The 18,432-nt window shown below is 71.6% G+C and carries 17 protein-coding genes and 1 pseudogene; 10 read left to right on the top strand and 8 right to left on the bottom strand.

Translation table 11 applies throughout. From position 1 onward, the window contains the following. The first annotated feature begins 113 nt into the window (after positions 1–113). Positions 114–971 (top strand): NAD(P)H-binding protein, encoded by an 858-nt coding sequence (locus tag M2283_RS10095; protein WP_280875788.1) that lies wholly within the window; start codon positions 114–116, stop codon positions 969–971. A gap of 32 nt (positions 972–1,003) precedes the next feature. Here the strand turns inward: M2283_RS10095 and M2283_RS10090 are convergent, their stop codons facing one another. Beyond that, positions 1,004–1,456 carry a pyridoxamine 5'-phosphate oxidase family protein gene (locus M2283_RS10090; protein WP_280875787.1) on the bottom strand — a complete coding sequence of 151 codons (453 nt, stop codon included), beginning with the start codon at positions 1,454–1,456 and terminating at the stop codon, positions 1,004–1,006. A gap of 83 nt (positions 1,457–1,539) precedes the next feature. Then, positions 1,540–3,366: a bifunctional metallophosphatase/5'-nucleotidase gene (locus M2283_RS10085; protein ID WP_280875786.1), complete on the bottom strand. Its 1,827-nt coding sequence runs from the start codon at positions 3,364–3,366 to the stop codon at positions 1,540–1,542. Between the two features lie 316 nt (positions 3,367–3,682). Here M2283_RS10085 and M2283_RS10080 point away from each other — a divergent pair, with 316 nt between their 5' ends. The 4 genes and pseudogenes from M2283_RS10080 (at position 3,683) to M2283_RS10065 (ending at position 9,730) form a co-directional block, all read left to right on the top strand. After that, positions 3,683–4,312, top strand: a complete 630-nt coding sequence (locus M2283_RS10080) for an LUD domain-containing protein (RefSeq protein ID WP_280875785.1) — start codon at positions 3,683–3,685, stop codon at positions 4,310–4,312. A 165-nt stretch (positions 4,313–4,477) separates the two neighbouring features. Next, the gene (locus M2283_RS10075; RefSeq protein ID WP_280875784.1) at positions 4,478–6,502 is read left to right on the top strand and encodes a serine/threonine-protein kinase; all 2,025 of its coding nucleotides are present in this window, start codon (positions 4,478–4,480) and stop codon (positions 6,500–6,502) included. 133 nt (positions 6,503–6,635) lie between these two features. Then, a pseudogene (locus tag M2283_RS10070) lies at positions 6,636–8,224 on the top strand (PstS family phosphate ABC transporter substrate-binding protein). 102 nt (positions 8,225–8,326) lie between these two features. Next, positions 8,327–9,730: a M20/M25/M40 family metallo-hydrolase gene (locus M2283_RS10065; RefSeq protein ID WP_280875783.1), complete on the top strand. Its 1,404-nt coding sequence runs from the start codon at positions 8,327–8,329 to the stop codon at positions 9,728–9,730. 18 nt (positions 9,731–9,748) lie between these two features. Here the strand turns inward: M2283_RS10065 and M2283_RS10060 are convergent, their stop codons facing one another. Together M2283_RS10060 and M2283_RS10055 are read right to left on the bottom strand one after the other, a co-directional pair. Continuing rightward, positions 9,749–10,351: a response regulator transcription factor gene (locus M2283_RS10060; RefSeq protein ID WP_280875782.1), complete on the bottom strand. Its 603-nt coding sequence runs from the start codon at positions 10,349–10,351 to the stop codon at positions 9,749–9,751. Continuing rightward, positions 10,348–11,562, bottom strand: coding sequence for a sensor histidine kinase (locus M2283_RS10055; protein ID WP_280875781.1), 1,215 nt, complete (start codon positions 11,560–11,562; stop codon positions 10,348–10,350). The genes M2283_RS10060 and M2283_RS10055 overlap by 4 nt, the downstream gene beginning before the upstream one ends. A gap of 191 nt (positions 11,563–11,753) precedes the next feature. Here M2283_RS10055 and M2283_RS10050 point away from each other — a divergent pair, with 191 nt between their 5' ends. Then, the gene (locus M2283_RS10050; protein WP_280875780.1) at positions 11,754–12,311 is read left to right on the top strand and encodes a hypothetical protein; all 558 of its coding nucleotides are present in this window, start codon (positions 11,754–11,756) and stop codon (positions 12,309–12,311) included. Between the two features lie 13 nt (positions 12,312–12,324). Here M2283_RS10050 and M2283_RS10045 read toward each other — a convergent pair whose 3' ends face one another. Next, positions 12,325–13,074, bottom strand: a complete 750-nt coding sequence (locus M2283_RS10045) for an SLATT domain-containing protein (RefSeq protein ID WP_280875779.1) — start codon at positions 13,072–13,074, stop codon at positions 12,325–12,327. Positions 13,075–13,325: 251 nt separating this feature from the next. Here M2283_RS10045 and M2283_RS10040 point away from each other — a divergent pair, with 251 nt between their 5' ends. The 3 genes from M2283_RS10040 (at position 13,326) to M2283_RS10030 (ending at position 15,029) form a co-directional block, all read left to right on the top strand. Continuing rightward, on the top strand, positions 13,326–13,673 hold the full coding sequence (locus tag M2283_RS10040) for a YbaB/EbfC family nucleoid-associated protein (RefSeq protein ID WP_280875778.1): 348 nt from the start codon (positions 13,326–13,328) through the stop codon (positions 13,671–13,673). A gap of 104 nt (positions 13,674–13,777) precedes the next feature. Then, a complete protein-coding gene (recR, locus tag M2283_RS10035; RefSeq protein ID WP_280875777.1) occupies positions 13,778–14,377 on the top strand; it encodes a recombination mediator RecR in 600 nt (199 codons plus the stop codon). Continuing rightward, entirely contained in the window at positions 14,370–15,029 is a 660-nt protein-coding gene (locus M2283_RS10030) for a DUF5063 domain-containing protein (protein ID WP_280875776.1), read from the top strand. The genes recR and M2283_RS10030 overlap by 8 nt, the downstream gene beginning before the upstream one ends. Before the next feature lie 22 nt (positions 15,030–15,051). Here the strand turns inward: M2283_RS10030 and M2283_RS10025 are convergent, their stop codons facing one another. Further along, positions 15,052–15,783: a sulfite exporter TauE/SafE family protein gene (locus tag M2283_RS10025; RefSeq protein ID WP_432423061.1), complete on the bottom strand. Its 732-nt coding sequence runs from the start codon at positions 15,781–15,783 to the stop codon at positions 15,052–15,054. A 155-nt stretch (positions 15,784–15,938) separates the two neighbouring features. On the opposite strand from M2283_RS10025, the gene M2283_RS10020 reads away from it, so the two are divergent. Then, the gene (locus M2283_RS10020; protein ID WP_280875774.1) at positions 15,939–16,439 is read left to right on the top strand and encodes an SgcJ/EcaC family oxidoreductase; all 501 of its coding nucleotides are present in this window, start codon (positions 15,939–15,941) and stop codon (positions 16,437–16,439) included. Here M2283_RS10020 and M2283_RS10015 read toward each other — a convergent pair. Together M2283_RS10015 and M2283_RS10010 are read right to left on the bottom strand one after the other, a co-directional pair. Continuing rightward, positions 16,405–17,706, bottom strand: a complete 1,302-nt coding sequence (locus tag M2283_RS10015; RefSeq protein ID WP_280875773.1) for a HAMP domain-containing sensor histidine kinase — start codon at positions 17,704–17,706, stop codon at positions 16,405–16,407. The two genes, M2283_RS10020 and M2283_RS10015, sit on opposite strands and share 35 nt — an antisense overlap. Further along, complete coding sequence (locus tag M2283_RS10010) at positions 17,703–18,407, bottom strand: response regulator transcription factor (protein ID WP_280875772.1); 705 nt, start codon at positions 18,405–18,407, stop codon at positions 17,703–17,705. Before M2283_RS10010 ends, M2283_RS10015 begins: the two co-directional genes overlap by 4 nt. Between the last annotated feature and the right edge of the window lie 25 nt (positions 18,408–18,432).

Raw genomic sequence — 18,432 nt, 5'->3', positions numbered from 1 at the left:
GGGTACTCCGCCGGGAGACCCCGGGATGCCTCCCACCGTCCGATGCCCTGGCCCGCCGCCCCGAGCACGCTGAGGGAAAGCGGCGAGCGAGTCGGTGAGCGAAGGAGACGGCGATGATCCTGGTGACCGGAGCGACGGGCCATGTCGGGGGCGAGCTGGTACGGCGGCTGACGGCCGCGGGCGAGCCGGTAGTGGCGATGACGCGCCGACCGGCCGAGGCCCGGCTGCCCGAGGGTGCGACGGCGGTGTACGGCGACGCGGACGACCCGGCGAGCCTGGACACGGCGTTCGCGGGCGTGACCGGGGCCTTCCTGATGTCGGCGCAGGGTGTCGGCGCGGCCGACGGCCCGACCCACGACCGCGCGCTCGCCGAGGCGGCGGCCCGGGCGGGCGTACGGCGGGTGGTGAAGCTGTCGGTACTGGACGGCGGCGCCGGATCCGACGTGATCGCCCGCTGGCACGCGGCGGCGGAGGCGGCGATCACCCAGGGGGACTTCGCCTGGACCCTCCTGCGCCCCGGCCGCTTCATGTCCAACGCCCTCCAGTGGTCGGGCCAAGTCCGCGCCGGCGACGAGGTCGCCACCCCCTTCGCCGACCGCCCCGCGGCGAGCGTCGACCCGGCCGACCTGGCGGAGATCGCGGCGCTCGCCCTGAACACCGACGAACACGCGGGCGCGACCCACGAGTTGAGCGGCCCGCAGACCCTGACCCCCGCCGAGGAACTCCGGATCCTCGGCGAGACCCTGGGCCGCACCCTGCGCCTGCGGGCCCTCCCGGACGACGTGGCCCGCACCGGCATGTCCCGCTACGGCTTTCCGCCCGAGGTCGTCGACGCGATCATGGACCGCACGCTGAACAGCGACCGGGGCGCGGAGGTGCTCCCCACGGTGGAGAAGCTACTGGGGCGCCCGGCACGGACGTTCGCGCAGTGGGCGACGGCGCATGCGGAAGCCTTCACCCCTCGGGGATGAGCCCGGCGGGCTCCACCTCACCTCACCTCATCTCACCTCGGCGGCCAGAACTCCCGCGTCACGGCGTAGGGGTCCTCGACCCCCGGCCTCGTGCACATCACCGTCTCGACCTCCAACTCGAAGAGCACGAACCGGTCGAGCACCGGATAGTCCGCGGCTAACCCCACCGCCGCGCGGGTCCCGGCGTCCTCAACTGCCTTTCCCCGCCCGGCGAAATACACCTGGGCGACGGTGGGTATCGGCGCGTCGACGGGAGCGTGCAGCGCGAACCGGCCGTCTCTGCGCAGGTCGTGGCCCTTGGGGGAGCCGGGCTCCATGAACAGGTAGAGACCGTGGTCCGTGAGGATCGGCGTCACCGGATGCACCCTCGGCGCACCGGCGCGCGAGGTGGTCGCCAAGTAGGCGATGAGCAGGGCCTGCAGACGCTCGCGCGCGACTGCTTCGAGTGCGGGCGCTTCTTTCGCGAAGGTGGACCAGGACGGCACGACGCCTCCAACGGTTCGGGGCAGCCCCTCGGACTGCCGGGTCAAAGAGGCTGCCCCGATGCGCCGTCACTGGAACACCTCGGCTAGAAGACCGCCGTCCCGGCCTGCGTCAGCTTCCAGTTGGTGACCGCGAAGTCGGCCGGGTTCAACGCGCCCTTGCCGACGACGTAGTCGATCATCAGCTGGCGGATCTCGTTGGTGGAGCTGTACGCGATGTCGGCGGCGGCGATGTGCGGGTAGCCGGAGCCGCCGTTGGCGCGGTAGTTGTTGACGGCGACGACGAAGACCTGGTCGTCGGTGACGGCAGTGCCGTTGTAGGCGAGGTTCTTGATCCGGGAGCCCTCCGCCTGCGCGATGTCGATGTCGTACGAGACACCGGCGGCCGTGTCGTACATGTAGTCCCAGAAGCTGTTGGCGTTGGTCAGGGTCGCGGTGTCGACCTTCGTGCCGGCGGCCACCTGGTAGTAGTACTTCGCCGCGTACTCCAGGTAGTCCTTGAGCTGGGCGCCCGTGAGCTTCTTGCCGTACAGGGTGTTGTCGTAGATGTAGAGGCCGGCGATGTCCTTGATGGTGACATTGCCGGCCGGGATGTCGGCCGTGCGGGAGAAGGGCGCGGCGACCGAGATCAGCGGGAGGGCCGCGTCCGCGGTGGACAGGCCCGCCTTCACCGTCTGCATCTGGACCTCGTGGATGAAGTCCATGATCGGGACGTCCTTCCAGCACGAGTCCGCCGCCGAGAGGTCCTCGGTACAGGTGCCGACGGTCGTGTTGACGTACTTCACCACCAGCTCGTGGTCGGCCTCCAGGAGCTTCCTGATCTCCGGGTCCTCGTCCACGGTGTTGGGGTTGAGGGTCTGCGCGGTCTTGCTCGTGACCTTCCAACGGCCGTGCTCCAGCTCGACCTCGAAGTCGAAGACGCTCAGCCGGTAGCCCCAGCAGTACGGCTCGGAGAGCAGGACGTCCTCGCCGGTCTTCTCGTTCTTCACGAGGTACGACGGGACTTCCACGTGGGTGTGGCCGACGAGGATCGCGTCGATGCCGGGGACCTGCTCGGCGACGAGGTTCGATGCGTTCTCGACGTAGGGGAGTTGGTCACCGTACGAGGAGGAGCCGTCGAGGCCGGAGTGGTCGGTGAGGAAGACGACGTCGCAGCCGAGGGCGCGCAGGCGGGGCACGTACTTCTTCGCCTGCTCGACCAGGCCAGGGAAGACCATCTTGCCGCTGACGTTGTCCTTGTCCCAGATCGCGATACCGGGGTTGGTGAGACCGAGGATGCCGACCTTGATGTCGGGGGCGCCGGGCACGCGGATCTTCTTCACGGTGTACGGCGCGAAGGCGGGGCGCAGGGTCTTGGCGTCCAGCGCGTTGGCGCCGAGCAGCGGGAAGCGGCACTGGCTCTCGAACTTGCGCAGCACGTCGATGCCGTAGTTGAACTCGTGGTTGCCGAGGGCGGCGGCGTCGTAGCGCATGTGGTTCATGGCCGTGGCCATCGGGTGCTTCGGGCCCTTCTTGCCGTCCGTCCCGGTGATCGGGTCGACGCGGGCGAAGTAGTAGGCCAGCGAGGTGCCTTGGATGATGTCGCCGGCGTCGACGAGCAGCACGTGCTCCTCGCCCTTCGCCGCGCGCTGCTGCTTGACGAGGGTGGCGACCCGGGCGACGCCGACGGAGTTGCCCTTGGCGTCCGAGTAGGCCTTGTCCAGGTAGTAGTCCCAGTCGAAGACGTGGCTGTGCAGGTCGGTGGTGCCCAGGATCGAGAACGACCAGGTCTTCGGCGCCTTGTGGGGCTTGTGCGGCTTGTGGTCGGCCGCCTCGGCCGGCGCCGCGGCCACGGCTCCGGTGGCCGCGACGGCCGCCCCGGTGACGGCCGACTTCTTCACGAACTCCCGGCGGTTCATGGGACTGACGGGCATGGAAGGGCTCCTGGTGATGGGTGACGGAGTCAACGGGGGCGAAGCATCTACGGGATCTGCCGTGCGGGGGCACTACACGCGTAGATGCTTCTCGGTGGGCCGCGCCCCAGGAACCAGGAACAGGCCATGGCCGGGTCAATTTCCGGACGGGGGGAGGGAAAGGAGTGGTCAATGGGGCGGGGACCCATGTGAGGCCGCTGCGTCGGCACCTCACTTTCCCGACCTCACTTTCCCGACCTCACATTCCGGGGGGCTGTGGAGTCGAACCGGTGAGAGGGGCATACCCGGTCCCGCGAACAGGGAGTTCACAGACGCCATGACCACCCCCATGCCGGCGACATCGTTCACCGACCCCGCGCCCGCGCAGCGCCTGGAGCGGGCGGCCACCGCGCTGACCGCGCACGGTTTCACCGTGGAGATCCTCGACGACGTCCTCGCCGCGCGGAGCCGTATCAAGGATCTGATTCCGGAGGGCGCCCGCGTGTTCACCGGTGCCAGCGAGACCCTCCGGCTGTCCGGCATCGACGAGGACATCAACGGCGGTGGCCGGTACGAGGCCATCAGGCCACGCGTGTTGGCCATGGACCGTGTCACCGGCGCCGACGACATCCGGCGCCTGACCGCCGGTCCCGACGTGATCGTGGGCAGTGTCGCCGCGGTCACCGAGACCGGCTCCCTCGTGGTCGCCTCGGGCAGCGGAAGCCAGTTGCCCGGCTACGCGGGCGGCGCCGCCCGCGCGATCTGGATCGTCGGGGCGCAGAAGGTCGTACCCGACCTGGAGACCGCGCTGCGGCGCGTCGAGGACCACTGCCTCCCGCTGGAGAGCGCCCGCACGAAGGAGGCGTACGGGTGGCCCAGCGCCGTCAACCGCCTGCTCGTCCTCAACGCGGAACACCAACCCGGACGCGGCACCGTCCTGTTGCTCCGCGAAGCCGTCGGATTCTGAACCGCCCGCACCTCGGTGGTACGGAACCGTGGATCGCCCGCTGTTACGGAACCCCGCTGTTACGGAACCGTAGACACCGCTCCCGCCATCTCCCCCCGCGCCCGCACTATTCTCGATCTGTCGCACAGGGGCGTAATGGGGTATTTCGGGGGAGGCGGCGCACGGATGGACGAACTGGGGGCCGGGGATCCACAGCGGATCGGGGCGTACCGGCTGCTCGCCCGGCTGGGGGCCGGCGGGATGGGGCACGTGTATCTCGCGCGCTCGGAGCGCGGCCGTACCGTCGCGGTGAAGCTGGTGCGGGGCGACCTGGCCGAACAGGAGGAGTTCCGGGCGCGGTTCCGGCAGGAGGTGCAGGCCGCGCGGCAGGTCGGCGGGTACTGGACGGCGCCCGTGCTGGACGCCGACACCGAGGCCGCCGTGCCGTGGGTGGCCACCGGGTATGTCGCCGGGCCGAGCCTGGAGCAGGTCGTCGGGCACGACCACGGGGCGCTGCCCGAGCGGTCGGTGCGGATCCTGGCCGCCGGGCTCGCGCACGCGCTCCAGGACATCCACGCCGCCGGGATCATCCACCGGGACCTGAAGCCGTCCAACGTGCTGGTGACCATCGACGGGCCCCGCGTCATCGACTTCGGGATCGCCCGGGCGCTGGAGACCGTGGCCGAGGCGGGGCTCACCCGCACCGGCGCGCTGGTCGGCTCGCCCGGCTTCATGGCGCCCGAGCAGGTGCGCGGCGACCGGATCACGCCCGCGTGCGACGTCTTCTGCCTCGGCTCGGTGCTGGCGTACGCCGCCACCGGGCACCTGCCGTTCGGCAGCGCGGGCAGCGGTGTGCACGCGCTGATGTTCCGCATCGCGCAGGAGGAACCCGACCTCACGGGCGTGCCCGAGGGCATCGCCGACCTCGTACGGGACTGTCTGAAGAAGGACCCGGCCGCCCGCCCGTCGCTGGAGCGGATCCTGGAGCGCACCGGCGCCGAGGACACCGTCTCCGACGGGCGCTCCCGTGACCCGTGGCTGCCGAGCGCACTGGTGGCCCAACTCGGGCGGCACGCCGTGCAGTTGCTGGACGCGGAGAATCCGACGGGGCCGGAGGGTGCCGTCCTGGAGAAGCCGGCTCCCGAGGCCGAGGCCGGTGCGGGTGAGGCCGGTGCGCCCGAGGCCCCGCCCGAGCACGCCTCCGCGGCGGAACCGGGCGGTCCGCCCGAGGGCCCGCCGCCGCCCGGACAGCCGGGGAACGGGCCGTCGCTGAACCATCTGCCCACCATGGCGGTCGGGCAGGGCGAGGGCCGGCCGCCGACACCCGCTCCGGGTGCGGGCCCGCCGGCCGGTGCCTTCGGCGCTCCCGCGGTCCCCGAGTACGGCCGCCCCCAGCCGCACCCGCACACCCCGGCCCAGGGCCACCCCCAACAGCCCGCCGCCTACGGCTTTCCGCAACAGCCCCAGGGCTACGGCTATCCGCCGCCACCTCCGGGCTACGGCTACCCGCAGGGTTCCCTCGGGGCCACCCCGCCCTACGGACCCACTCCGCCCTACGATCCCGCCGCGCCGTACGGCCCCGGCGGGTCGACCCCGCCCTTCGCCCCGCCGCCGTTCCTGCCGGCCGAGCCGTCGCAGCGCCGCAGCGGCCGGTCCACGGCGGCGCTCGTCGCGGTCGCGCTGGTCGTCGCGCTGGGCGCCGGCGCCTCGGTCTACGCCCTCATGAACGGCGACGGCGGCGACCAGGCGGACGACAAGTCCAGCGCCGCTCCGAGCACCGGTGCGCCCGAGGTCCCCGGGTCGACCACGCCGGACCCGTCCCAGGCGAGCAGCTCCCCGACCGCCTCCGCCCCCTCCGACGGTGCCGTCCCGACCGGCTACTTGGGCACCTGGACGACGACGATCACCAACGCCGACGGCGAGAACACCCGCACCCTCACCATCCGGCAGGGCGAGGTCGGCGACTCGGTGCTGTCCCTGGTCGCCGACGGCCCCACCAGCAGCGGCAGCTACCACTGCGTCTTCGAGGCCACCCTGACCCAACAGCCGTCCACCGACGGCCCGTTGGAGATCGGGCCGTCCGAGGTGACCTCCGGCGAGTCGGGCGCGTGCGCGCCGGGCGACCCCACGGAGATCACACTGCTCGCGGACGGCAGCCTGGAGCGCGTCAACACCAGCAACGGGGAGAAGCTCACGTACAGCAGGCAGTGAGGCGTGCGGCCGAGGGCGAGCTGTGGCGCCGGCAGTGAGGTGAAGTGGCGTTTCCCGTGGGGTAGTTGAACGTACGGCGAACTTCGCCACCCGTATACGCACAGTGCGCCCGCCCAGTCGTACGGTGACGCCGGTGGAGTGGCCGAGCGCAGAGAACGTCGTGGCCGTGGGCACCGAGGTGCTCGGCATATTCGCGTCCGGGATCATGGTCTGGTACGAACGCCGGGTCACGCGCCGCTGGGGGCACCTCCCACGCCCTTAAGGCAGTGGGGGAGCATCGGCTACCGCGTCCAGATGGACAACCCGATAGGCGACGACGTCCGCCTGGGCCGGGCCAACGTCCGCCTCGGCCTCTTCGACGAGACCCCCGAGATGTCCGACGCCACCCTCGTGCTGATCCGCGTCGAGAACGACGGCTCGCAGGGCATCGACCGCGACGACTGCACCAGCCCCGAAGTCCACGGCCTGACCGCGGTGTTCACCGACCGCACCATCCGCGGCGTCTCGGTCACCCAGCCCTCCGACACCGACCACCTGATGGACCACTTCACCCCGGCCCGCGGCTTCGGCTACGACGGCAACACCCTGTGCATCCCGCGCGTCCCGCTCAACCACGGCGACCACTTCAAGCTGCTCGTGCTGCTGTCCGGCGGCGACGTGGGCCGCGAGATCCGGCTCTTCGGCGGCATCCGCGAGGGCGAGATGCACCCCAACCGCAGTGCCACACCGGACGAGCAGCCGCCGCTGTTCAGCCGGGCCGCGCGCCTGATCACCATCATGCTCACCGTCAGCGTGCTCACCCTGGCCACGATCATCGTCGTCCGCGACGACGACCCGCCCCCGATCGGCTGCGAGGCCGGCACCCTGCGGATCACCGGCTCGACGGCCTTCGAGCCGGTGGTGGAGGAACTGGCGAAGGCGTACGAGAAGAAGTGCCCGGACTCCGACATCTCCGTGGACGCGCGCGGCAGTTCGGCCGGCGTCAACGCACTCGCCGAGCTCGGCACCACGTCGAAGAACGGCGCGCGCTCGGTGATCGCCTTCTCCGACGGCCCCGCGGTCGGCGTCTCCGACCGGCTGATCGGCCGAAAGGTCGCCCTGTCCGCCTTCACGCTGGTCGTCAACGACGGCGTCAAGCCGGCCAAGGAGCTCACCATCGAGGACATCCGCCGCGTCTACCGCGGCGAGGTGACGCGCTGGAAGCAGCTCGACCCCGCTCTGCCGGACCTCCCCATCGTCCTGGTCAGCCGCAACGCCGACTCCGGGACCCGGCAGATCTTCCAGAGCCGGGTGCTCGGGTCCTGGGAGCGGGTGCCGAGCACGTCCCTGGACTGCCTCCACAAGGACGACACCTCCGCACCCGTCATGCGCTGCGAACTCGACTCCGCGGAGGACGCGTTGGCCAAGGTCGCCGCCATCCCCGGCGCGATCGGCTACAGCGAGGTCACCCTCGCGGCCGGCCGGCACGGCGTGCGGACCGTCTCGCTCGACGGCGCCGCCCCCTCCATCGAGGACATCGAGTTCGGCCGCAGCGCCTACCCGTACCGGGGCGTGGAGTACGCCTACGCCTACGACCGCCCCGGCGACGGCTCGTTGGCCGCCGCCTTCCTCTCCTACATCACCGAGGCCACCGGCGAGAACGCCATCCGCGCCCACGGCCACCTGCCGTGCTCGGCGGCGGCGGTGGTACGGCTGTGCGCGGAGGACCAGCGGGGGAAGTAGGGGTGGACAGCCGTGAGTTGAGGGCGGGACGGCAGGCACCCTTGTCCCTCGCTGGCGTGTCCATGACGATGGCCGGAGGCATTCGCGGCCACAGGAGGACACATGCGTCCCAGCCCCACCAGGAGAACCGTTCTGACGGCCACGGCGGCGAGCGCGGCGGCGACGCTGGGCACGGCCTCCGGCGCCGAGGCCGCGCCCTCGGGCGGTCGCCCGCCGGCCACCGCGCAGCCCCCGACGCGTGAACTCCGCGCCCTGCTGCGGGAGATCGACCCGGCCCGTATCGAGGCGACGGTCCGCAAGCTCGTCTCCTTCGGCACCCGCCACACCCTCTCCGTCCAGGACGACCCCGCCCGGGGCATCGGCGCCGCCCGCGACTGGCTGCTCGCCGAACTCCGCTCCTACACGGCGGTCTCCGGCGGCCGGATGACGGCCGAACTCCAGTCGTACGTCCAGGAACCGGCCTCCCGCATCCCCACCGCCACGAAGATCACGAACGTGCTCGCGACCCTGCGCGGCTCGGTGACGCCCGAGCGTGTCTACGTCGTCTCCGGGCACTACGACTCCCGCGTCACCGACGTCATGGACGCCACCTCCGACGCGCCCGGCGCGGACGACGACGCCTCCGGGGTGGCCGTGGTCCTGGAGCTGGCCCGGGTGATGGCGCGGCGCCGGCCGGCGGCGACGATCGTGTTCGCGGCGGTGGCGGGGGAGGAGCAGGGGCTGTACGGATCGACGTACCTGGCCCAGCAGTTGAAGGCGGCCGGCACCGACGTGCAGGGCATGTTCACGAACGACATCGTGGGCAGTCCGACCGCCGACGACGGTACGAGGGACCCGCACACGATCCGGCTGTTCACCGAGGGCGTGCCCTCCTCGGAGACGCCCGCGCAGGCCGCGCTGCGCCGCTCGGTCGGCGGCGAGAACGACTCGGCGACCCGCCAACTCGCCCGGTTCGTCAGGGACGTCGCCGACAACGACGCCACCGGCATGCACGTCCGCGTCGTCTACCGCCGGGACCGCTACCTCCGGGGCGGCGACCAGATCCCCTTCCTCGAACGCGGCTACCCGGCCTCCCGCTTCACCGAACCGGCCGAGGACTTCGCCCACCAGCACCAGGACGTACGCGTCGACGAGACCGGCAAGCAGTACGGCGACCTGCCCGAGTTCTGCGACTTCGGCTACGTCGGCCGGGTGGCCCGGGTCAACGGCGCGGCCCTGTGGACCCTGGCGCAGGCGCCGGGCACCCCGCGCGGCGCGAAGATCGTCACCAGCGCGCTCACCAACTCCACGACGCTGGTGTGGACTCGGGGCACCGAGCCGGATCTCGCCGGCTACGAGATCGTCTGGCGTGAGACGACGGCCCCGGAGTGGACGCATGTGCTGCACGCCGGTGACGTGACGACGTACGAGGTGGATCTGTCGAAGGACAACGTGTTCTTCGGGGTGCGGGCGGTGAACCGGCAGGGGCTGCGCAGCCCGGTGGCGTTCCCGGACCCACAGTCCTGAGGCTGGGGCGGCGCGGGGTCAGATCCAGCCCTGCTGCCAGGCATGGTGGGCGGCCGCGTGCCGGGTGGGCGCGTTCAACTTCGCCATGGCGGCGGACAGGTAGTTGCGGACCGTGCCCGGGGCGAGGTGCACCACGACGGCGATCTCGGCGACCGACGCCCCGGTGCGGGCCGCCGTCAGCACCTCCAACTCCCGGTCGCTGAGCGGGCAGTCGTCCTCGGTCAGGGCGGACGCGGCGATCTCGGGATCGACGTAACGGCGGCCTGCGGCGACATCCCGGACGATCTCCGCGAGCCGCGCCGCGGAGGTCGTCTTGGGCACGAACCCGCTGACCCCGGCGGCCAGCGCCCGGCGCAGCACGGCGGGCCGGGCATGCCGGGTGACCAGCACGATCCGGGTGGGCAGCGCGGCCCGGATCTCCCCGGCGGCGAACAGCCCGTCGGCGGGCGGCATTTCGAGATCGAGCACGGCGATGTCGGGCCGGTGTTCGAGGGCGAGCCGCACCGCGTCGGTCGTGGTGGCCGCCTCCGCCACCACGACCAGGTCCTCCTCCAGCCCCAGCAGCGCGACCAGCGCACTGCGCAGCAGATCCTCGTCGTCGGCGATGAGCAGCCGGATCACCGCCGTCCCCTCCCCGGCCCACCCTTTTGCCGCTCGTCCCTTTGCAGCGGCAGCGCGGCCGTCACCGTGAAGCGGTCTCCGTCCCGGTCCCACGTCAACTCCCCGTCCACCGCCCGCAGTCGTTCGGCGAGCGTAGTGAGTCCGGTGCCGTCCGAACTGGCAGTGCTCTCCTCGGCCCCGTCGTTGCCGATCCGCAGCCGGGCGGTGCCGTCGGTGACGCGGTAGTCGACCTCGGCGTGCTGGGCGTTGCTGTGCCGCAGGACGTTGGTGGTGGCCTCGCGCATCACCAGACCGAGCAAGTGCCGGGCGGTGGCGGGCAGTTCCTCGGCGCCGGGTGCCTGGTCGGTGCGGGCGTCGATGCCGGCCGCGGCCAGCACCCGCGTGGCGTTGACGATCTCGTCGTCCAGCGTCGTACGCCGGTACCCCTGCACCACGGCCCGCGTATCGCGCAGCGCGTCCGCGCACAGCTGCCGTACCTCCTGCATCTCGGCGGACGCGCGCTCCGGGTCCGAACCGGTGAGCCGGGACGCCAACTCGGCCTTGAGGGCGATCACTTGGAGATGGTGTCCCTGGATGTCGTGCAGGTCCCCGGCGAACCGCAGCCGCTCGTCCTTCACCGCCAGCTCCGCCTCCAGCCGCCGCGCCCGGTCCAGCCGCCCCGCCACGTCCCACGCCCACAACGGCCCGAGCATCATCCACACGGTGAACACGACCAGCCCCGCCGGGAACAGCGCCGCGTACACCGGCTCCCCGTCCCCGGCGGCCAGACTCACCGCCGTGCCGGGCACCAGCGCGCCGGACGTGGCGCCCGCCACGAGCAACCGCCGTGCGGGCACCGGCAGATACGTCGCGCCGATCGCGACCGTCACCGCGGGGGCGATCGCCCACAGTCCGTAGTTGTGCCGGGCCAGCGGAAGGGCGGCCAGGACGAGGGCGGCACAGCCCGCGGCGAGCAGCCAGCCCCGGCGGGGTCGCGCGGGCGGGTCCGGTCGCGCGGTCAGCCGGTCGCCGAGCAGGACGACCGTCGCCGCGGCCTCGACGACGAGCGCGGGGGCGGACGGTGCGCGGGCCCACGGCGGCACGTCGCCGTCCAGGATCCAGGCGCCGTACGTGAGCACCAGCAGCAGGACGGTGGTGCCCGGCACGGCCCACCAGGTGTAGCGACGGAAGCTCGTCAGCCCCGCCCCGCGGTCCCTCGGCCCGTCCTCCACGCGGTCATTGTGACAGCGCCCGGCCCGTCCGGTCAGTGCCGAACGCCCTTGTCCCGTATGACAGATGTCATTCGGGGATGTGCGCATCCGGCACTACTGACGGTTCGACGAGAGGGCCAGGCTGAGGACGTCTATATACCCCTCCCCAGTATGCCGCATCTGATCGGGGTCCGTGCAGGAACGGAGACGTCATGAAGTTCGACCTCGCCCGCCGCTGGCCCACCGCCCTCGCCCTCCTCCTCGCGGCAGGCGTGATCGCGAGCGGCTCCGGAGACGACCTCGGCGACGCCGTGAGCGGTTACGCGGACGCCCTGCCCCTGCTCCCCCTCCTCTACGTGGTCGTCGCCCAGCTCGGCCGCCCCCGGGTGACCTGGCCGGTGCTCGGCGCGGGCGTGGTGCTCCTGTTCGGCCTCGGGGCGCAGGACGCGGTCCCGGCCGGCGGGGTCATGATCGTCGTAGCGCTGGGGGTGTTGCTGTGGGGCATGCTGCGCGGGTCCCCGCACGGTGGGACCGTCCTGGGCGTGCAGGTGGCCGGTGCGGTCGCGTTCGGTGTGCTGGCCGTGGCGGGACTGGTGGTCGACGCGGATCTCGGCCGGTACCTGGTGGCGGCCGGCTGGTTCGGGCACGGGGTGTGGGACCTCGCGCATCTGCGCCTGGCCCGGCTCAAGGGCGTGGTCGCGCCGTCGTTCGCGGAGTGGTGCGCGGTCGTGGACATCGCGGTCGCGGTGGAGCTGCTGTTTCTGCGGTGAGCGACCGCGTTGGTCACCTCGGCTCGGGCGGGCGCTGCCTGGGCATGTTCGGACGGGCGTTGGGGCCAGGGGGCAGCGGGAACCGGCCCTGGGGGGTGCCGGAGTCCGGGCGGGCGGCCGTGGAGAGCGCCGACTGGATGCCCATGGGGGCCGTGCCCGTGCGGAACTCCACCATCCAGTCCGCGGTCTCCGTACGCACCAGCTCGGCCACGTCCTCCGAGAACCGCCGCAGCACTCCCAGGCACCGCTCGGCCGCCTCGCTCGCCGTGCCGTCCGCGGGCCCCAGCATCTCCCGCACACTCTCCGTGGCCCACTCGAACTGGAGCACCTGCAGTCGGCGCTGCACCGCCTGCGCGGTCGCCACGTCCCGCACCCAGCCGGACGTCAGCCCGAAGAACCGGTCCACGGTCACGCAGGCCACCGCGAGCAGCAGCGCGAGATAGCCCCAGGGGGCGGCCCCGGCGAGCGCGCCGGTCAGGTCGAGCAGCGGCAGCGCGGCGGCCGTGACCGCCCCCGTCGCCGCCCCTGTCCGCAGCGCCCGCGCGCCCCGCCGCTTCCACACCCGGTCCGCGAGATACCAGGACGCCGTCTCCAGCGCTCCGCGCTCCACCCACCGGTACAGCTCGTGCAGCCGCTCGGCGGGCTCGCCCCAGTCCCCGAGCGGAAAGGCCCGCCCGGTCAGATCGCCCGGCCGCAGCCCGGCCGCGCCCTCGCCCCGCCCGTCCTGAGGCGGACCCTCGGGCTGCATCTCCGGCTGACCCACCCGGCGCTCCCTAAACTGATCGGTCACCCTGCGTGACGCCTGATGCTGATGTGCCGGACCCTTCCTACCGCCCAATGGGTGGCGAAGGGGGAGCTTTGACGGCTTTTCCGCCCGGAAGAGGCCCTTGATCAGGTATAGGCCTCGCGATCAAACCACTCGAAAGAGTGCCGGGGCGATGCCTGCGCGGAGCACGTAGGCTCGTGCCGAGCGGTAAGACCGCCCGAAGACCGTACGGACCAAGGAGCTGAATCGTGATCCCCGGTGGTGGCCAGCCCAACATGCAGCAGCTGCTGCAGCAGGCGCAGAAGATGCAGCAGGACCTGGCGCGCGCGCAGGAGGAACTCGCCCAGACCGAGGTCGAGGGTCAGGCGGGCGGCGGTCTGGTGAAGGCGACCGTCACCGGCGCCGGTGAGCTGCGGGCCCTGAAGATCGACCCCAAGGCGGTGGACCCGGACGACACCGAGACCCTCGCGGACCTGATCATCGCGGCGGTCCAGGCGGCGAACGAGAACGCGCAGAACCTCCAGCAGCAGAAGCTCGGCCCGCTGGCCCAGGGTCTGGGCGGCGGCGGCAGCGGCATCCCGGGCCTGCCGTTCTGATACCGGGCCTGCCGTTCTGAGACCGAGTCAGCCTTTCTAAGAGGGGCCGCGGCCAACTACCGTACGTACCGTGAAGAACCACCCCCAGGAAGGACGGCAGTCCGTTGTACGAAGGCGTGGTGCAGGACCTCATCGACGAACTGGGGCGGTTGCCCGGCGTCGGTCCCAAGAGCGCCCAGCGGATCGCCTTCCACATCCTGCAGGCGGAACCGACCGACGTACGGCGGCTCGCGCAGTGCCTTATGGAGGTCAAGGCGAAGGTCCGCTTCTGCGCGACCTGCGGCAATGTCGCGCAGGAGGAGCTGTGCAACATCTGCCGCGACACCCGCCGCGACCTCACCGTCATCTGCGTGGTCGAGGAGCCCAAGGACGTGGTCGCGGTCGAGCGGACCCGTGAGTTCCGCGGCCGGTACCACGTGCTCGGTGGCGCGATCAGCCCCATCGAGGGTGTGGGCCCCGACGACCTGCGTATACGAGAACTTCTCGCGAGGTTGGCCGACGGGACGGTTACGGAACTGATCCTTGCCACGGACCCGAATCTGGAAGGCGAGGCCACGGCCACGTACCTCGCCCGCATGATCAAGCCCATGGGCCTCAAGGTCACCCGCCTGGCCAGCGGCCTCCCGGTGGGTGGCGACCTGGAATACGCGGACGAGGTGACCCTCGGCCGCGCCTTCGAGGGGAGACGACTCCTAGATGTCTGACGCCAAGCTGTACGCCACAGCGCAGGACCCGGACGACTTCGCGGTCCAGATCGCGGACCAGGTCGAGAGCTTCCTGGTGGCCACCGCGGAGGTGGCGAAGGGCGACGAGCCGGGTGTGGCCGTGCCCTTCCTCCTCCTGGAGGTCTCCCAGCTGCTCCTGGCCGGCGGCCGCCTCGGCGCGCACGAGGACATCGTCCCCGACGAGCGCTACGAGCCCGACCTGGGCCCGGAGGCGGACGTGGACGAGCTCCGCGAGAACCTCGCGCGCCTGCTGGAGCCGATCGACGTCTACTCCGAGGTCTTCGACCCCTACGAGCCCCGTAAGTCGCGGGTCCCGGCCCGGATCTCCGACGACCTCGCCGACGTCATCGCCGACCTCCGTCACGGCATGGCCCACTACCGCGCCGGCCGGGTGACGGAGGCCCTGTGGTGGTGGCAGTTCTCCTACTTCTCCAACTGGGGCTCCACCGCCTCCGCGACCCTGCGCGCCCTGCACTCCGTCCTCGCCCACATCCGTCTCGACCAGCCCCTGGAGGAGCTGGACGGCCTCGACACGGACCAGGGCATGGGCGACGAGACCCTTGAGTTCGAGGCGGGCCAGGTGATGGTGGAGGAGATCGCGGAGCCGCTGGGGCTGCGGTCGGCGAAGTAGTCCACCGGGATCCGTGGGTCGGTCACAGTCCCCACAGTCCTTTCCCGACGGCGGTCACCCCGCCCGCCAGCGCCAGTGACAACACCAGCTGGCGGGCGCGTCGTTCGGGTATGCGGTCCGACAGGCCCCGGCCGATCGCGCCGCCCACCGCCATCGCCACGGCGACGGAGACCCACTTCGGTGTGCTCAGTGTCGGCACGCCGTTCGCCGCCACCGAGAAGGCGTTGACGATCACGCCGTAGAACTGCGCGTTCGGCACGAACTCCCGTACCGTCCAACCCGCGTTGAGCGCGTACAGGGAGATCGGCGGACCGCCGACGCCGGCCGCGGAATTCATGAAGCCGCCCGCCGCGCCGGCCGCGACCGCGCCCTTCGTGCCGCGCAGGGCCGGTACTCGGGCGCCGCGCATGACCAGCAGCACGGCGACCGTCACCAGGGCGCCCATCACCAACAGCAGGACGGGCGCGGGGAGTTGGCGGGTCAGCCAGGCGCCCGCCGGTACCGTGCACGCCGCCGCCGCGCACAGCGGCACCATCGCGCCCAGTCGCACCCGCCGCCAGCCGCCCGCGAGCCCGACCACGCTGATCACGCCGGCCGCGCAGTTGGCGAGCACGACACCCTCGGCGGGGCCCAGGAGCAGGATCAGGGCGGGTACGGCGACCAGGGCGAAGCCCATGCCGGTCAGCCACTGCACGGAGGATCCGAGCAACACGATCCCCGCCAGCAGTACGTCGCCCGTCCAGCCGCCGATCACCACAACCGGTCATCCTGCCCGAGCGTGCGCGGATCGACACCTTGCGTGAATTGGAGGTGTCCTGGACGTCCCTTGTACGTCGGCTGCACGGGCGCTAACCAGCGGAAAGCGAGTCTGGAGTCATCCCAAGAAGCACCAGTACAACTGGAGTTGAGATGACCCGCCGGTCCATGAGCAAGCGTGCAGCCATCGTCACCGTCACCTCCGTCCTGGCTCTCGGCACCGTCGGCACCGTCGCCGCGACCGCCGGTCCCCAGGGCGACGCCAAGCCCACCAAGAAGCAGATAGCCGCCCTCTTCGACGGCTGGAACGCCGCGCTGCAGACCGGCGATCCGAAGAAGGTCGCGAACAGATACGCGCCGGACGCCGTCCTGCTGCCCACCGTCTCCAACGAGATCCGCACCGACCGCGCCGAGATCGTCGACTACTTCGAGCACTTCCTGCCGAACAAGCCGGTCGCGAAGAAGGTCGAGACGTACATCAACGTCCTCGACGGCAACTCGGCCATCGACGCGGGTGCCTACGACATCACGCTCACCGACCCGAAGACCGGCGTCAAGCGTGTCGTCGAGGCCCGCTACACGTACGAGTACGAGAAGCGCGGCGGCAAGTGGCTGATCGTCAACCACCACTCCTCGGTGATGCCCGAAGGCTGATCACCACGGACAGCCCGCGCCCGGCCCCGCCTCCGGGCGCGTCCCGCAGGGCCACCGTCCCGCCGTCGTCGGTCACCAACTGCCGTACGACGGCGAGGCCCAGGCCCGAACCGGTGCGGCCGGTGAGGCCCTGACCGCGCCAGAAGCGGTCGAAGGCACGGGACTTGTCCGCGTCGGACATGCCGGGGCCCTCGTCCACCACCGACAACTCCACCTCGTCACCCCGTGATTCGGCCCGCACGGTGATCGTCGCCCCGTCCGGCGACACCTCCAGGGCGTTGGAGAGCACGTTGTCCAGGACCTGTTCGAGATGACCGGGACTGGCCAGCACGAGCGGCCGGCCGTCGACGATACTCCCCCCGAGCGCGATGCGGACTCCGCGCTCGTCGGCGGCCGGCCTCCACACCGAGAGGCGTTCGGCGACGATCTCCTTCAGCGGCAGCGGCTCGGCCGCGGTCACCTTGGCCTCGGCCCGCGCGAGCACCAGCAGGCCGTTGACGAGACGGCTCATGCGGACCACCTCGGCCGTCGCCTGCTCCACGTCCTCGCGCACGAACTCGTCGTCCGTCCCGTCCGCGATGTTGTCCAGCGACAGCCTGAGCGCTGTGAGCGGGGTGCGGAGCTGGTGGGAGGCGTCGGCCACGAAGATGCGCTGCGAGGCGATCAGGGTGTCGAGGCGTTCGGCGCCCTGGTTGAGGGTGCGCGCCAGGGTCTGTGTCTCGTGCGGGCCCGTCACGGGGGAGCGGGCCGTCAGGTCGCCGTCGCTGAACTTGCTGGCCATGTCGTTGAGCTGGCGCAGGGGTCGGGTCAGGCGGCGGGCCACGATCGCGCCCAGGCCGGCCGCCACCGCCAGCACGCCGAGTGCGAGGAACGCCCGGAAGCCCCAGATCTGCCACAGGCGCCGGGTCAGGTCGGAGGTCGGGTACGAGATGCGTACGGCGCCGACCGTGCGGCCGTCCCGCTTGGCCGGCTCGGTCACCTCCAACGCCCCGTCGCCCCAGTGCGTCGCGGTCTTCGCCCGTGCGGCGGGCAGCACCTCGGCGGTGCCGGGGGTCTCCTGCGCGTACGCCACCACCATGCGGTCCAGCGCGGCGCGCGAGGCGGCGTCGCCGCTCAGCAGCAGGGCCATCGTCCGGGCCTCGCGCCGCACGGACTGCTCGGTGTCTCCGCGCAGTTGGGCGGTCAGCGTGAAGGCGACGGGCACGGTGAACGCGGTCAGGGCCACGGCCACGAGCAGGACGTAGCTGACGATGAGCTGCCGGATCATGAGGGAGACGTTCCCTCGGCCGTTCCCCCGACGGTCGCGTCGGTGATCTCCAGGCGGAAACCGACGCCCCGTACCGCCTCGATGGTGATCGCGCCCGCCAACTTCCGCCGCAGGGCGGCCACATGGACATCCAGCGTCTTCGTCGGGCCGAACCAGTTCGCGTCCCAGACGGCTTCCATGATCTGCTCGCGCGACATCAGCGCGCCGGGCTCCTCGGTGAGGAAGGCCAGCAGGTCGTACTCCTTGGGGGCGAGGGCGACCTCCGTGCCGTCGAGGCGGACCCGGGCGGCCTTGCGGTCGAGGGTGAGGCGAGGGCCGTACCGGTCGGGACCGGCGGCCTCCGCCCGTGGCTGCACGCGTCGCATCACCGCTCTTATCCGCGCGATGACCTCCCGTACCCCGAACGGCTTGGAGACGTAGTCGTCCGCGCCGATCTCCAGGCCCACCACCCGGTCCGTCTCGTCGCTGCGTGCGCTGATCACGATGATCGGCACGCTCCCGCGCTCGCGCAGCGCCTTGCAGACGTCGAGCCCGTCGGTGTCGGGCAGCCCGAGGTCGAGGAGGACGACGTCGTAGGGGGCGGAGTGGGCCAGGGCGGCGGCTCCCGTGGTGACCCAGTCGACCTCGAAGCCGTAGCGGATCAGTCCGCGTCGCAGGGATTCGGCGACCGGCTCATCGTCTTCCACCAGGAGTACACGCACAGCCGCACCCTAATACTTGAAACTT

The organism is Streptomyces pseudovenezuelae, assembly GCF_029892565.1.
GTDB classification, from domain to species: Bacteria; Actinomycetota; Actinomycetes; order Streptomycetales; family Streptomycetaceae; genus Streptomyces; species Streptomyces pseudovenezuelae_A.
Note: the sequence above shows the minus strand (reverse complement) of the source record. Positions and strands in the feature narration are given on the sequence as shown.